Raw genomic sequence first — 12,887 nt, forward strand, 5'->3', positions numbered from 1 at the left:
GCCCCTCCTCGGTCTCGGGAGCCGCTTCAGCGGGTGGTATGCGGGAGGGAGACGTGCGCCGCGACGGACCGGTCGGCATCGGTGTCGATGAAGGACACCATCAGCGGGCTGCTGCCGGTCGCTCCGCCCGCGGTCGCGCGCAGCCGGTAGCGCTCGACGCGGACGGCCTCCCGACCCAGGGGAGTTCCACCCGTCAGCAGGGACGCCGGGGTGACGTCGTTGGCGATGCGCAGTGCGGCCGACCGCCAAGTGCCCGATGCCCGGTCGAAGCGCTCCAGCAGGAAGCCCGGTCCGTTGCCGGGCCGGTCGCCGGGCTCGCCGACGAGCGATTCCATCTGGAAGGCGACCAGCAGGTGCCGGTACTCGGCCGAGTTCCCGTTGCGCAGGGTGACGGTGAACTCCTGGGCGGCGCCACCGCGTACGAGGGCCAGCCCGCCGCCGTGGGTCTGGACCGCCGCCGCCAGGCGGGTCGGGGCCGCCGGCGGCGTTACGGGCTTGGGGGTGGCGGGCGACGCCGGCGCGGAGCCCGGGGGGACGGGCGTCCCGGACGCGGAGGCGGAAGGCGAAGGGGATGCGGTCGCCGATGGGGAAGGGGACTCGGATGCGGATGGGGCTGCCGTGGCCGTCACCGGGACGGACGCTGCCACCGGGCCCGTACTGCCCTTGTCGGCGCACCCGACGGAGCCTGCCAGCAGGACGGTGGCTACAACGCCGGTGGACAGGACCCGGCCGGGTCTGGTGTACGTGGGCATGCGAGTGGTTCCCCAAAAGTCGGCTGAGGCAGGAACCTAGCAATCACGTACGCGGGCGACGAGGCCGAGCGGGCTTCGGAACAGCGACGGTTCGGTCACGGCAGGTGGGTGGGGTGGGCGGGCGGGCGGAGAGGCTGTGGGACCGCCGCCGGGTCAGTCGAGGGGCTTGGAGAAGTTGAAGGCGGTCACGGCCATCCGCTCGCGGAAGTAGAAGCGGTGGGCGTCGGTCCGCTGGGTGCCGGAGTCGAGGGTCAGGTCGGTGCAGCCCGCAGCCCTGGCGTGCTGCTCCAGGTGGGCCAGGAGCGCGTGGCCGACGCCGGTGGAGCGGGCGGTGGCGGCGGTGACCAGGTCGTCGACGTAGAGCTTGCGGACCTGGAAGGTCGTGGCGACGATCCGCCAGCCGGCCGCCCCCACGCAGGCGCCCTCGGTGTCGTAGACGGCGGTGAAGCGCAGCCCCTGGCTGTGCCCCTCGGCGAGGATCGCCCGGAACAGGTCCTCGGTGAGGTGGGGGCGGAGCTCGCGGAGCACGGGGAGCAGGTCGTCGGTCAGGCGCGAGTCGCCCGGCTCAAGGTCGATGATCTTCATGGGGTCAGCCTAATGGGCGGCCCGCCACCCCCGCGGGCGGGCCTTCAGCCGATGCGCGGAACCCGGGTGACCCTGTTGTCGGCGTCCACGAAGAGCCGTACGCGCTTCTCGTTGAAGTCCATCGTCACGGCCGCGTCCTGGGGGACCACGTGCACCACCAGCGTCGGGTCGGCCCGGTGCAGCCTCGCGCGCGCGGCCTGCGCGTCCATGCCCATCAGCTCGGGCCACTCGGAATCCGCCATCGCCCCTCCCAGGGAAGCAAGCAACTTCCCGCCGGACGCTATCAAAGACCGCCGCACACCGGGCCCGCACGGATCGGCTCTTCCCCAGGAGGGCCACGCCCTCGCGCCGCCACGGCCGACGTGTCGAAATGGGAGGGACGGCTCCGACGTCTCATGCGAGAGGCCCCCACGGGGCTGCGAACAGAAGAGGTGGCACCCCATGAAGTACATGCTGATGCTTCTCGGGAAGCAAGCCGACTACGACGCCATGGGCGGAAAGGCGAGCGGCGACAGCCCGGCCTGGTCCGAAGCGGACCTCAAGGCGATGTTCGACCACATGCGCGCGCTGAACGACGACCTCGCCGAGGCGGGGGAACTGGTCGACGGACAGGGGCTCGCCGAACCGAGGCAGGCCCGCCTGGTGACGGCCGGAGCCGACGGAAGCCCGGTGGTGTCCGACGGCCCGTACGGGGAGACGAAGGAGGTGCTCGCCGGGTACTGGATCGTCGACGTGCCCGACTTCGCCCGGGCCGCCGAGATCGCCGCCCGCGCCTATGCCTGCCCCATTCCGGAGGGCTCGCCGAACTACCCGGTCGTCGTCCACCCCGTCGGCGACGAGTCGGGGACCGAGATGTGACGGCCGAACCCACCCCCGCGAGCGAGGACCTGCTGCGCCGACTGGCGCCGCAGGTCCTCGGCGCGCTCATCCGCCGTTACGGGCACTTCGACGCGGCCGAGGACGCCGTACAAGAAGCCCTGCTGGCGGCCGCGCGGCAGTGGCCCGAGCAGGGCCTTCCCGGCAATCCGCGCGGCTGGCTGATCAGGGTCGCCTCACGCCGGCTCGTGGATCAGCTGCGCGGCGAGGACGCGCGCAGGCGCCGGGAGGAGAGCGCAGCCGCGCTGACCCCGCGCGACGCGTACGTGATGCCGCCGCCGGGGGAGAGCCGCGCCCCCGCCGAGGACGACACCCTCACACTGCTCTTCCTGTGCTGCCGAGCCGAGGTCGGTACGGAGGCCCGGACCGCGCTGACCCTGCGTGCCGTGGGAGGCCTGACCACCGCCGAGATCGCCCGCGCCCACCTGGTGCCGGAGTCCACGATGGCGCAGCGCATCAGCCGGGCGAAACGACGACTCAAGGCGGCGGGGGCGCCCTTCGGCATGCCCGACGGCCCCGAGCACGCCGAACGGCTCGCGGACGTGCTCCACGTCCTCTACCTGATCTTCAACGAGGGCTACACCGCCACCTCGGGCCGGGACCTGCAGCGCGCCGGCCTCGCCGCCGAGGCGATCCGCCTCACCCGCGCGGTCCACGCCCTGCTCCCGGCGGACGGCGAGGTCGCCGGCCTGCTGGCCCTCATGCTGCTCACCGACGCCCGCCGCGCGGCCCGCAGCGGACCTGACGGCAGTCTGATCCCCCTGGCCGAGCAGGACCGCACCCGCTGGGACCGGGCGGCCATCGCGGAGGGAGTCGCCCTGGTGAGCGCCGCGCTCACACACACTCGGCTCGGCCCCTACCAGCTGCGCGCGGCGATCGCCGCCGTCCACGACGAGGCCGCGAGCGACGAGGACACCGACTGGGCGCAGATCCTCGCCCTCTACGAGGTCCTGATCCGCCTCGCTCCGGGCCCCATGGAACGCCTGGGCCACGCCGTCGCGGTGGCCATGGTGCACGGCCCGCGACAGGCCCTCACGCTGCTCTCCGCCCTCGACGCGGACGACCGCCTCGCCGGCCACCACCGCCTGGACGCCGTACGGGCGCACCTGCTGGAGATGGCCGGTGACCTGGCGCAGGCCCGGGCCGCCTACGCGACGGCCGCCGGCCGGACCCTGAGCATCCCGGAGCGCCGCTACCTCCAGGCGCGGGCCGCCCGTATCGGAGGATGACCGGACCACACCGATGGGCGCTGTCGGGTGTCCGCATGACGGACATGCGACACGGTTGTCAGACCCCGCGCCTACTCTTGATCACGTGAGCCCGACCCACGACCACGCGACCGGTGAACGCCCCCTGTCCGAGATCAACGCCGACATCCGCGGTCTCTTCGCCCGCGCCGCCGGCCGCCTGTCCGACGCGGAGCGCGTCCGGCACGCGGCGCTGCTTCAAGAATGGGCCGCGGCGATAAAGGCCTCGGTCGTACCGGCCGCATAGCGCCGGCCGCGGGGTACCCCTCGGCTACGCATCGGCATCGTCACCGGTATCCGGCCGCGTCCGGGCATCGGACCTCAGAGCGGTACCGGGCCCCGCCTCCGCATCGGCGGCCGCGCCGGCGCCCGCCGCATCCGCCCGCATCCGTCGCTTGTCCGGCTTCCCCCGGCCCGTCAGCGGGATCTCCCGCACCCAGAACACCGCGGCGGGCCGGTAGGCCGGGGCCAGCGCCTCCTCCACCAGGTCACAGGCCTCGTCGGCCACCGCGGCGCTGGGCGTGCGGTCGGCCGCCGGCACGAGGAAGGCGCACACCTCCTCGCCCGTGAGGTCGCTGTGCCGGCCGATCACCGCGGCCTGCGCCACCGCGGGATGCCGGGTGAGCGCCGCCTCGACCGGTACGCAGTACACGTTGTCGCCGTCGACCATCACCACGTCTTTGACCCGGTCGTCGAGGTAGAGATACCCGTCCCCGCCGACATGCCCGAGATCCCCCGTCCGCAGCCATCCGTCCCGCAGCACCCCGGCCGTCAGCGCGGGCTGGTTCCAGTAGCCCGCCATCATCGCTTCCGACCGGATCCACACCTCCCCGGTGCCGCCCGCGGGTACCGCCGCGCCGTACGCGTCCCGTACCTGGACCTCCACCCCCGCGACGGGCCGCCCGACCGACGCCAGCAGCTCCGGGCGGCCGGCCACCGCCGCGGCGTGGTCGGCCGGGGTGAGGCGGCAGATCACCGCGGCCTCGTTCATGCCGTACCCCTGCTGCCAGCGCCCGCCCCAGCGGGTCACGGCCTCCCGCAGCCGCTCGGCGTGGACGGGCGAGTCGCCGTACGAGATCAGCTCCAGCCCGGGCACACCCCCGGCGGTCGCGGGATCGTCCAGCAGCCGGTACACCATCGAGGTCGTCAGGTACGTCGACACCCGGCCCAGCCGCCGGCACGCGGCGGCGAACTCGCGGGGCTTGAACGGGTCGAGGATCTCCACTCGGCCCCCCGCCCGCAACTGCTCCAAACACCGCCCGCCGGACCGCTGTGCCAGCGAGGTGACCGACAGGTAGACCGCCTCCGCCCACCCCGCCCCGCGAGCGTCGTTGCGCGCCGCCATCGCCCCGAAGGTGGAGGCCACGCCCTTGGGCCGCCCCGTGGTCCCGCCGGTGTAGGTCACCCGCGCCACGTCCTCGTCCCGCGCCCGCACGGGCACCGCCGTCCCGTCCCGGCGGCCGGCCAGCGCGGCCAGCTCGTCGAGGCCGAGCCGGGGAACACCGGTGTCCGGCACCGGAACGTCGTGCAGGACCAGGTCGGGCCGGCAGTCCCGCAGGATGAAGTCCAGCCCGTACGAGGCCGGTCCGGCGACGACCTGGGTCAGCCGTGCGCCCAGGACGTGCGCGGCGAGCCGCACCAGCACCACCTCGGGCCGGTTGCGGCCCGCCGCACAGGCCAGCCCGGTTCCCCGCCCGACCCCGGCATCCGCGAGCACCCCGGCCAGGCGGTACACGGCGTCCAGCACCTCGGAATACCCCATGACCACGCGGCCGGCGCCGAGGGCGGGACGCCCCGCGTACCGCTCCAACGCGCCGACCAGCTCTGTGACGTACCGTGCGGCCACCACGTGCGACCCCTCTCCGTGCCCTGCGGCCGACCCTACAAGCCCCTCGCCACAAGCCCCTCGCCGCTCGCACCCGCCCCACGGAACACCGTAGGCGTTGCCTTCCACGGGGCGGTGGCGCACGGCAGCGCACCGCTGATCGGGTGACATTCCGCAACTTGCCTTGGGCCCCGCCGTTGATCACGGCGCTACACCGTTACGCCATCGGGCACTCGTGGAACAGAAGGACCAATAATGATCAAGAAGTTTATGGCCACCGCCGCTGTCACCGCCTCGATCCTCGGCGCGGGCGCTGCTGCTGCCGCTCCGGCCATGGCCATCGGCAACGACAACGGGATCAACACCGTCAACGGCAACGGTGCCTCGCAGGTCTACGGCAACCAGACGACGAACGGCGCCATGAGCCCCCAGCTCAGCCTCGTCCAGGGCACCCTGAACAAGCCCTGCATCGGTCTGCCGGAGAAGGTCAACGTCCAGTCGATCGTCGCCCTGGTCAACGTCGGCATCCAGGACATCAACGTCCTGGCCAACCCGCAGCACCAGCAGTGCACCGAGAACTCCACCCAGGCCAAGGGTGACGAGCCGCTCTCGCACATCCTCAGCAACATCCCGGTCCTGTCCGGCAACTTCTCGTCCGGCAGCTGACGCAGCCCCTCTTCGAGCCGGGGCCTCCGACGCCTGCGCGAGTGCCCACGGGGTCCCGGCTTGTTCCATCCCGGATCCGCGGATCCGGCTCTTTCGCAGGCGCGCGTCGGCCGGAAGGCCGTCACCGTGGGCACCGATCGGATACAGAGCCTCCCGCCCCGATGGGGCAGGAGGCTCTGTGCATGCGGCGTGTACTTCGTCGGCTGCGCCGAGCGCCGGGTGTCGAACGGCTGCGGGCCCGTCCGCGGTCGTACCGTACTGCGGTGCGCCTCACCCCCACCGCCGTGGCCGTGGCCGTCGTCCTGTGCGTCACCGGAGCCTCGTGTACCTCCGCGCCGGCGCCCCGAATCCGGCTGCAGCCCCCGCTCCCGGCACTCGCGGCCCACGTCGGCGCCGTGCCGCGGGACAAGATCGGCCCGACGCACCGGCCCGGCTGCCCGGTGCCGGTGGACCGGCTGCGACTGATCCGGATGAACCACTGGGGATTCGACGGCGAGGTCCACCGGGGAGAACTGGTCGTCCACGAGCAGGCCGTCCGGCCCCTGCTGCACGTCTTCGGCAAAGCCTTCGAGGCCAAGTTCCCGATCCGCCGGATGCGCGTGATGGCCGAGTACGACGGCGACGACGCCCGGGCGATGGCCGATGACAACACCTCCGCCTACAACTGCCGCCGGGTCACCGGAGCGCCGGCGCTGCTGTCCCGGCACGCGTACGGGGACGCCGTCGACATCAACACCGTGGAGAACCCGTACGTGGACGGACGGGGCGCCGTCCATCCTCCGGCGGGTCGCCGCCATCTGCGGCGCGATCGCCCGGTTCCCGGCATGATCCGCGAGGGCGACGTCCTCACGACGGCCTTCCGTCAGGTCGGATGGCACTGGGGTGGTCGCTGGTCCAACCCCGACTACCAGCACTTCTCCGCGAACGGTGACTAGCGGCGGAGCTGGTGCTGCAACGGGCGGTGCAACCGGCGGTGCCGCCCGTGGTCGGCGCGTCCGCGATACATGTCAGCGTGTCGATGACATGTCCGTTGTCATCCATTGGATGACGTGGTACAAGGGAAGTACGTTGTAGCGCATGGGAGGTGTTTCGTGATGCTGATGCGTACCGACCCGTTCCGCGAGCTCGACCGGCTCGCGCAGCAGCTGATGGGTACGGACGGCACCTGGTCGCGGCCCACCGCGATGCCGATGGACGCCTACCGCGAGGGCGACACGTACGTGATCGCCATGGACCTGCCGGGCGTGTCCGCGGACGCGATCGACATCGACGTCGAGCGGAACATGCTGACGGTCAAGGCGGAGCGGCGGCCCCGTACCGAGTCCGACGCCATAGAGATGGAACTCTCCGAACGCCCGCTCGGGGTGTTCTCCCGCCAGGTCATGCTCGCCGACACCCTGGCCACGGAGAAGATCGAGGCGGACTACGAGAGCGGGGTTCTGACTCTGCGCATTCCGATCGCGGAGCGCGCCCGACCTCGCAAGATCGCCGTCGGCGGCGACGCCGGACGCCGGCAGATCAGCGACTGACCGGCCGTACGAGGCGGCGGAGGTACCCGATGGTCATGCGACAGGAGGCGTTCCTGGAGAACGTCCGGGAACGCGGCGAATACAGCACCCGTGAAGAGGCCGACCGTGCGGCCCGCGTCGTGCTCGGCCTGCTCGGGGCGCATCTGGTGGGCGAAGACCGCGCGGAGACGGCGGCCCGCCTGCCCGAGACCTTCGCGCTGATCCTGCTCAATCCGCTCAGGGCGGCGGAGCCGCTGAATCCGGAACGATTCGTCCGGGCCGCCGCCGCCTGGATCGACGGGGCCACGGAGCAGACCGCCAAATGGGATGTGAGCGCCGTGCTCAGCGTGGTGGCGGACGCCGTGGACGACGACCTCATGCGGCGGATCCTACTTCAGCTGCCACCTGGATACGACCTGCTCTTCGGTCGCCCCCAGGCTCCCTGACGGCCGGATGGCGCCGGTCACTGCCGAACGACGCGGCGGACGCCGGTGACGGCGGCGCCGCGCGCCGTGTCAGCCCGTACGGGGGCGGGCGAGCCGTTCGACGCGCGTGAGGAACTCGGTGGGGTGGAACGGCTTCGCGAGGCACTCGTTCACACCGGCCTCCAGCGCCCGGACCGTGCACTCCGGATCCGCGGGCGGCAGCGCGAGGATCGGCACGAGCCGGTGATCGGGGTGCCGGCGGATCTCCTCGAACATCGCCACCTCGTCCAGACCGGGGCCCGTGCGCTCGCAGACCACCAGGGCCACAGGGGCGTCACGGTCCAGCAGGGCCACGGCATCCACGCCGCTCCCGCCGTCGACCACGGTGAAGCCCCTGCCCACGAGGAGGCGCTCGAGCAAGGTCCGGAGCGTGCGGTCCTTCGCCACGAGGAGGATCTTGGCCGGGGAATCGCTGCTCATGGTGTTCGGTGTTCCTCTTCATCCGGTCCATCGGGTGCACGTGGTGAATGGGTCAGCTGGTGCACCTGGTGCAGCTGGTTCGACGTAGAGCGTACGAGAGGGATGCCCGGGCGACGCGACGCGGCCGACGCCACCACGGTTCTTGCATGGCTGGAGCCGGGGTGTCTAGCGTCGGGGCATGACCACTGAGCCGCAGCGTTTCGAGATCCTGTTGGTGCCCGAGCACGTCAAGAACCAGAGCGGCGGCCCCAAGGCCGACCACCCCTTGCGCTCGGCCGTGGTCGAGGCGACCGGCCAGACGGGCGCTTCGGGCTACCCCCGCTACACCGGGGAGGGAGTGGAGGCCGACATCGACCCCGCTACGCGCACGGTCGAGGCGCTCCTCATCGACGGGGCGGAGCTGGACCCGGGGCTGACGGCCCTCATCGCCCCCGAGGCGGGCGGCCGGAAGCGAGGCTGAACAGCGGTGGGCGCCGGGCGGAAACGGTTCCGTGCGTCGGCCTGTGCACGGCGGTGAGCGCAGCTCTGCTCGCCCGGCCGCTCGGCGCCCCGTTCGTCCGGTGGGGGCGGTCATCGTCTCCCGGCCGGGCATCGCCATGGTGGGTGCCGTGGTCGTCGCACGCGAACGCGGACCGCTGGTCCGCCGCTGACTCCGTGGACCCGGGCCGTTTCACCGACGGTCCGGGCCCACCGAGCCGGCCCGGCCGTCAGGAGCCGTCGGCGAACACGGCGTAGACATCGCGTCGGCCCGCGTACTCGGTGAGGTTCCAGATCACGGACTCGCGGTACGCCCAGTCGGTGGTGGTGCCGCTGTGGAAGCTGAGGTCCTCGCAGCCCGTGCCGAGACGGACCACGGTGGTGGGTGTGTCGGCGCCCGAAGTGACGGTGCGCAGGCTGCCGTTGGAGGCCGGGCCGTTGCTGGTCGAAAGGTAGTGCTTGGTGTTGCGCGAGACCACGCCCTGGATCTTGCCCTGCTTCACCGTGACGGCTTCGGTCGCCGTGGTGGAGGCGAGCTTGCGGGTCGTGTAGTCGAGCGGCCACCGGACGATCTTGGGGGTGTCGATCGTGGTGCCGTTGCCGTTCCATCCGGTGCCGGAGTAGTCGACGACCGGGGCGGTGAGGCTGGACGCGTACTCGCTCACCGTGAGGCTGTCCGGGCCCGACGCGCGGTCGAGGCCGACCGCCGAGAAGCGGACCAGGGTGCCGGTGTTGTCGTACGCGCCGATCTGCGGGAGGACGAACCGGTAGTCGTAGGCGTGGTAACTGCCGTCGGTGTGCAGCCCGCAGACGTCCGGGAGTCCGGTGCTGACCTCGAACAGACGGTCCATGTCGAACACCCGCAGGCCCTTGTACGTGTCGACGACGTACAGCCGGTTGCCGTACCACATGATGCCGCCGGCGTGCTTGCGGATCGGCTCGTAGGTGTACGTGCCGTCGGCCGTGCGGACGGGTTCCACGAGCAGGACGTGCCGGTACAAGGGGGCGGCGGCCGACGTGTAGTCGACGAAGCTGACGCGGATGCCCTTGTCGATGGCCAGCTCGTGTACGTCGTCCTGGTTGGGGTCGGTCTCGAAATACCAGGAGACCAGCACCACGCGCTTGCCGCCGGCGGGCCACAGGCCGGCGCCGAGCGCGTCGGCGCTGGTGGTGATGCCCTGCGGAATCCATTCGACCGCGTCCTGGTCGCCGGAGTTCCAGGTGAAGCCGTGCGAGAAGCCGCCCACGCCCGCCGGCGCGGCGGAGAGGCGGGTCGCGACACGGTTGGCGGTCGCCAGCACACCGGTCGTCGTGGTGACGGGCAGTGAGCGCGCCAGCCCCGCGATGAGATCCGTGAACTGACCGGACGCGTTGGAGGTCCGCTCGGCGAGCGTGAACTGCCCAGGGCTGATGGTGGCCGCCCGGGCCGTGCTGGGGGCGAGCGCGGCTCCGGCCCCGGTGATGAACGGCGCGGCGGCCATCCCCTTGATGATCGTTCTGCGTGACATGGCCATGAGGCGAGAATCTAGGCGCTCCGATCACGTCGGCGCAAACAGGCCAACCGTCGCTGACCTGCGTCCGGGTGACGGTTCCGCAGCGGGGAGCGGCCCCGCCCGGACCGCTCCGGAGGAGGCCGCCCCGATCGCGGCGCGGTGATCAGTGGAACAGCATGGAGGCGTCTGCGGCCGCTGTGGTGACCGAGCCGGGACAGAGGAAGCTGCCGGATGTCTTGGCGGCGGTGAAGGGCCGGTTGACGTACTTCCTGGTCGCCCCGTCCCGGTCCCACACGACATTCGTCGCCTTGTAGCGGCAGGAGACGAAGCCCTGCTGTCCGGTGATGTCGATGAGGTCCGTCTTCGCGACGGCGCCGGCGTCGTCGAAGGTGAAGACCGGGTTGTTGTTGAGAGTCGCGGTGATGTTGCCGTCGCACGTCAGATTGCCGCCGGGCTTGTTGATCGTGGTGCGGTCGACGGTGAGTGCGCTCGGTGGCGCGGCGCTGGTGCTCGCATTGGTCCAGCTGCAGGTGGAGCCCGCTACCACGATCACCCCGTCCACCTTCAGGTCGACCGTGGGTCCTGACGCGATCGCTCCCGAAGTGCCGCCGATGGTCGCCGCGACAGCCAGCGCGACCAGTCCTGTGAGCCTGGGGATGTACCTCATGTCGCTCCTCCTTGCACGTCCTTGTGGGGGTGTGAACCCGGGCCGCCCGGTGGAATCGTCCGGATTCGGAGTGCGCCACGGAGAGTGTCACAGGGATGTTGAAATGTCATGCGCAGGTCAAAAGCTGTCCGAAAGTCGTCCCGCCCGCCGCGGGTTGCATCGGTTGCACGGGTTGCCGTTCATCGCCGTTCATCGCCGTCGCCTCGGCGTCGCGGGGCGTGGTGCGCTCAGCTCCGTCGGTGGGCCGTGAGGAGCAGGTACTCCCACTCCATGGCGCCGTTCTCGGTGTGGTCCCGGGCGAGGGCGTCGAGGTCGCGGTCGAGGGCGGCGACGCGGTCGGGGTCGTCCGCGATGTGGCGGTAGACGGCGATCGTCGGGCCGTAGCAGGCCTTGAAGAACTCACGGAAGGCCGAAGGCTCCTGGAACCGGTCCACCCGGACCGTCCGGCGACGGGCCTCCACGTCGGTGACGCCGTCGCCGAGGAGCTCGTGGACGTGTTCCTCGTCCCCCCACAGCGGGGGCGGGAGGGCGCCGGGCGGGGGTGGGGGAGCGTAGGGCTTCATCGTGGCGAACATCCGGCCCACGAAGCCCTCCGGAGTCCAGTTGATCAGGCCGATCGTGCCGCCGGCGCGGCAGACCCGGAGCAATTCGTCGGCGGCGGCCTGATGGTGCGGCGCGAACATGATGCCGACGCAGGACATCACGACGTCGAACTCTCCGTCCGCGAAGGGCAGCGCCTCGGCGTCCGCCTCCCGCCACTCCAGCTCGACGCCGCGGACCGCGGCCCGCTGCCGCCCGACCTCCAGCAACTCCGGCGTGAGGTCGGACGCCACGACGTCGGCCCCGGCCAGGGCGGCCGGAACGGCGGCGTTGCCGGCGCCGGCGCCGATGTCGAGCACCCGGTCGCCGCGCTGTACGCCGCACTCCTGTACGAGGAGGGGCCCCAGCTCCGGGATGACGTGGGAGGCCACGGACGGATAGTCGCCCAGTGCCCACATCGCGCGGTGCTTGGCCTTCAGGGCGCGGTCGGCCGTGGCCTCCGCGTCGCTCGCCTCCGTCATGACAGCCGCCCTCCATGGGTCGGAGCAGCCCCTTCTCCGAGCATAAGGAGGTTTCGCGACACCGGCCCGTCGGGGCCGCCGCGCCCGCCGCCGGCCTGTCGCCGCTCGATCGGGCGGCTACGAGGAGACCGGCTCCCGCATCATCGCCGGGTCCGCCGGGTGCCCGCCCGCGGGGCGCTGCGGGAGCGGGATCTCGAAGTGGACCGTCCCGAAGCCGCCGTGCTCACCGGTCGTACGGGCATCGCAGACCTCGACGGCCAGGCTGCGCCAGAACGCCTCGGCGCCCGGGATGTCGACATTGGTGTGCAGGTAGATGCTCTCGTAGCCGGGGACGCCCGCCGCGAACTCGCAGGCCGCCCTCACCATGGCGCGGGCCAGCCCGTGCCTGCGGTGGGCGGGGCGTACGTACACGCGCAGCAGTTGGGCCGTACGTCCGGACGGGTAGCGCTCGGCGAGCCACCTCGGGTGCGGCGGGTGGGCCGGGCCGCGGGAGTGCAGCGCGGTCGTGCCCACCACCTCGCCGTCCTCGCCGACCGCCACCACCAGGGTGTGGCGCGGGTCGTCGAGGTAAGTGGCGCGGATGTCGACCACGTCGGAGTGCCACTCGGGCACGTATCCGTAGTCGAACTCCCGGTAGAAGGTGTCGAGCATGACGCTGCGCGCGCCGTGTACGTCCTCCGGTCCGGCGTGCCGTACCTCGTACGTCCCTACGTCCCGGTGCCGGGGCGCCCGACGCTGCGGCGCCTGATGCGGCTTCAGATCCCTCATCGCTCCACCGTATCGGAAAATTGACGTATTGGAAATGAAAACGATTTCAGATAGCGT

The 12,887-nt window shown here is 71.8% G+C and carries 17 protein-coding genes; 8 read left to right on the forward strand and 9 right to left on the reverse strand.

The features are described 5' to 3' along the window. Positions 1-26 precede the first annotated feature (26 nt). The 3 genes from ABZX75_RS03915 to ABZX75_RS03925 all read right to left on the reverse strand — a co-directional run bounded on the left by ABZX75_RS03915 (position 27) and on the right by ABZX75_RS03925 (position 1,579). Positions 27-752 carry a hypothetical protein gene (locus ABZX75_RS03915; protein ID WP_355407509.1) on the reverse strand — a complete coding sequence of 242 codons (726 nt, stop codon included), beginning with the start codon at positions 750-752 and terminating at the stop codon, positions 27-29. Positions 753-905: 153 nt separating this feature from the next. Continuing rightward, complete coding sequence (locus ABZX75_RS03920) at positions 906-1,337, reverse strand: GNAT family N-acetyltransferase (protein WP_355407511.1); 432 nt, start codon at positions 1,335-1,337, stop codon at positions 906-908. Between the two features lie 44 nt (positions 1,338-1,381). Further along, positions 1,382-1,579, reverse strand: coding sequence for a serine protease inhibitor (locus ABZX75_RS03925; protein ID WP_355407513.1), 198 nt, complete (start codon positions 1,577-1,579; stop codon positions 1,382-1,384). Between the two features lie 199 nt (positions 1,580-1,778). Between ABZX75_RS03925 and ABZX75_RS03930 the strand changes: the two genes are divergently transcribed. The 3 genes from ABZX75_RS03930 to ABZX75_RS03940 all read left to right on the forward strand — a co-directional run bounded on the left by ABZX75_RS03930 (position 1,779) and on the right by ABZX75_RS03940 (position 3,707). Next, entirely contained in the window at positions 1,779-2,195 is a 417-nt protein-coding gene (locus ABZX75_RS03930; protein WP_355407514.1) for a YciI family protein, read from the forward strand. After that, positions 2,192-3,442 (forward strand): sigma-70 family RNA polymerase sigma factor, encoded by a 1,251-nt coding sequence (locus ABZX75_RS03935; protein WP_355407516.1) that lies wholly within the window; start codon positions 2,192-2,194, stop codon positions 3,440-3,442. The genes ABZX75_RS03930 and ABZX75_RS03935 overlap by 4 nt, the downstream gene beginning before the upstream one ends. A gap of 85 nt (positions 3,443-3,527) precedes the next feature. Beyond that, positions 3,528-3,707: a hypothetical protein gene (locus ABZX75_RS03940; protein ID WP_355407518.1), complete on the forward strand. Its 180-nt coding sequence runs from the start codon at positions 3,528-3,530 to the stop codon at positions 3,705-3,707. Between the two features lie 24 nt (positions 3,708-3,731). On the opposite strand, the gene ABZX75_RS03945 is transcribed toward ABZX75_RS03940, so the two are convergent. Continuing rightward, positions 3,732-5,309 carry an AMP-binding protein gene (locus tag ABZX75_RS03945; protein ID WP_355407520.1) on the reverse strand — a complete coding sequence of 526 codons (1,578 nt, stop codon included), beginning with the start codon at positions 5,307-5,309 and terminating at the stop codon, positions 3,732-3,734. A gap of 231 nt (positions 5,310-5,540) precedes the next feature. Between ABZX75_RS03945 and ABZX75_RS03950 the strand changes: the two genes are divergently transcribed. The 4 genes from ABZX75_RS03950 (at position 5,541) to ABZX75_RS03965 (ending at position 7,905) form a co-directional block, all read left to right on the forward strand. Continuing rightward, a complete protein-coding gene (locus ABZX75_RS03950) occupies positions 5,541-5,951 on the forward strand; it encodes a rodlin (RefSeq protein ID WP_355407522.1) in 411 nt (136 codons plus the stop codon). A gap of 263 nt (positions 5,952-6,214) precedes the next feature. Next, entirely contained in the window at positions 6,215-6,886 is a 672-nt protein-coding gene (locus ABZX75_RS03955) for a M15 family metallopeptidase (RefSeq protein ID WP_355407524.1), read from the forward strand. Positions 6,887-7,045: 159 nt separating this feature from the next. After that, entirely contained in the window at positions 7,046-7,480 is a 435-nt protein-coding gene (locus ABZX75_RS03960) for an Hsp20/alpha crystallin family protein (protein WP_355407526.1), read from the forward strand. Positions 7,481-7,509: 29 nt separating this feature from the next. Continuing rightward, a complete protein-coding gene (locus tag ABZX75_RS03965; protein WP_355407528.1) occupies positions 7,510-7,905 on the forward strand; it encodes a DUF2267 domain-containing protein in 396 nt (131 codons plus the stop codon). A 69-nt stretch (positions 7,906-7,974) separates the two neighbouring features. On the opposite strand, the gene ABZX75_RS03970 is transcribed toward ABZX75_RS03965, so the two are convergent. Continuing rightward, complete coding sequence (locus ABZX75_RS03970; protein ID WP_355407530.1) at positions 7,975-8,364, reverse strand: response regulator; 390 nt, start codon at positions 8,362-8,364, stop codon at positions 7,975-7,977. A 178-nt stretch (positions 8,365-8,542) separates the two neighbouring features. On the opposite strand from ABZX75_RS03970, the gene ABZX75_RS03975 reads away from it, so the two are divergent. Then, positions 8,543-8,824, forward strand: coding sequence for a hypothetical protein (locus ABZX75_RS03975; RefSeq protein WP_355407532.1), 282 nt, complete (start codon positions 8,543-8,545; stop codon positions 8,822-8,824). A 247-nt stretch (positions 8,825-9,071) separates the two neighbouring features. Here the strand turns inward: ABZX75_RS03975 and ABZX75_RS03980 are convergent, their stop codons facing one another. The 4 genes from ABZX75_RS03980 to ABZX75_RS03995 form a co-directional block, all read right to left on the reverse strand. Continuing rightward, the gene (locus ABZX75_RS03980) at positions 9,072-10,349 is read right to left on the reverse strand and encodes a hypothetical protein (protein WP_355407534.1); all 1,278 of its coding nucleotides are present in this window, start codon (positions 10,347-10,349) and stop codon (positions 9,072-9,074) included. A 148-nt stretch (positions 10,350-10,497) separates the two neighbouring features. After that, positions 10,498-11,001 (reverse strand): hypothetical protein, encoded by a 504-nt coding sequence (locus ABZX75_RS03985; RefSeq protein WP_355407536.1) that lies wholly within the window; start codon positions 10,999-11,001, stop codon positions 10,498-10,500. Positions 11,002-11,228: 227 nt separating this feature from the next. Beyond that, positions 11,229-12,062, reverse strand: coding sequence for a methyltransferase domain-containing protein (locus ABZX75_RS03990; RefSeq protein WP_355407537.1), 834 nt, complete (start codon positions 12,060-12,062; stop codon positions 11,229-11,231). 117 nt (positions 12,063-12,179) lie between these two features. Beyond that, positions 12,180-12,830, reverse strand: coding sequence for a GNAT family N-acetyltransferase (locus ABZX75_RS03995; RefSeq protein WP_355407539.1), 651 nt, complete (start codon positions 12,828-12,830; stop codon positions 12,180-12,182). Between the last annotated feature and the right edge of the window lie 57 nt (positions 12,831-12,887).

This window comes from Streptomyces sp. NPDC003038, assembly GCF_040611115.1.
GTDB lineage: Bacteria > Actinomycetota > Actinomycetes > Streptomycetales > Streptomycetaceae > Streptomyces.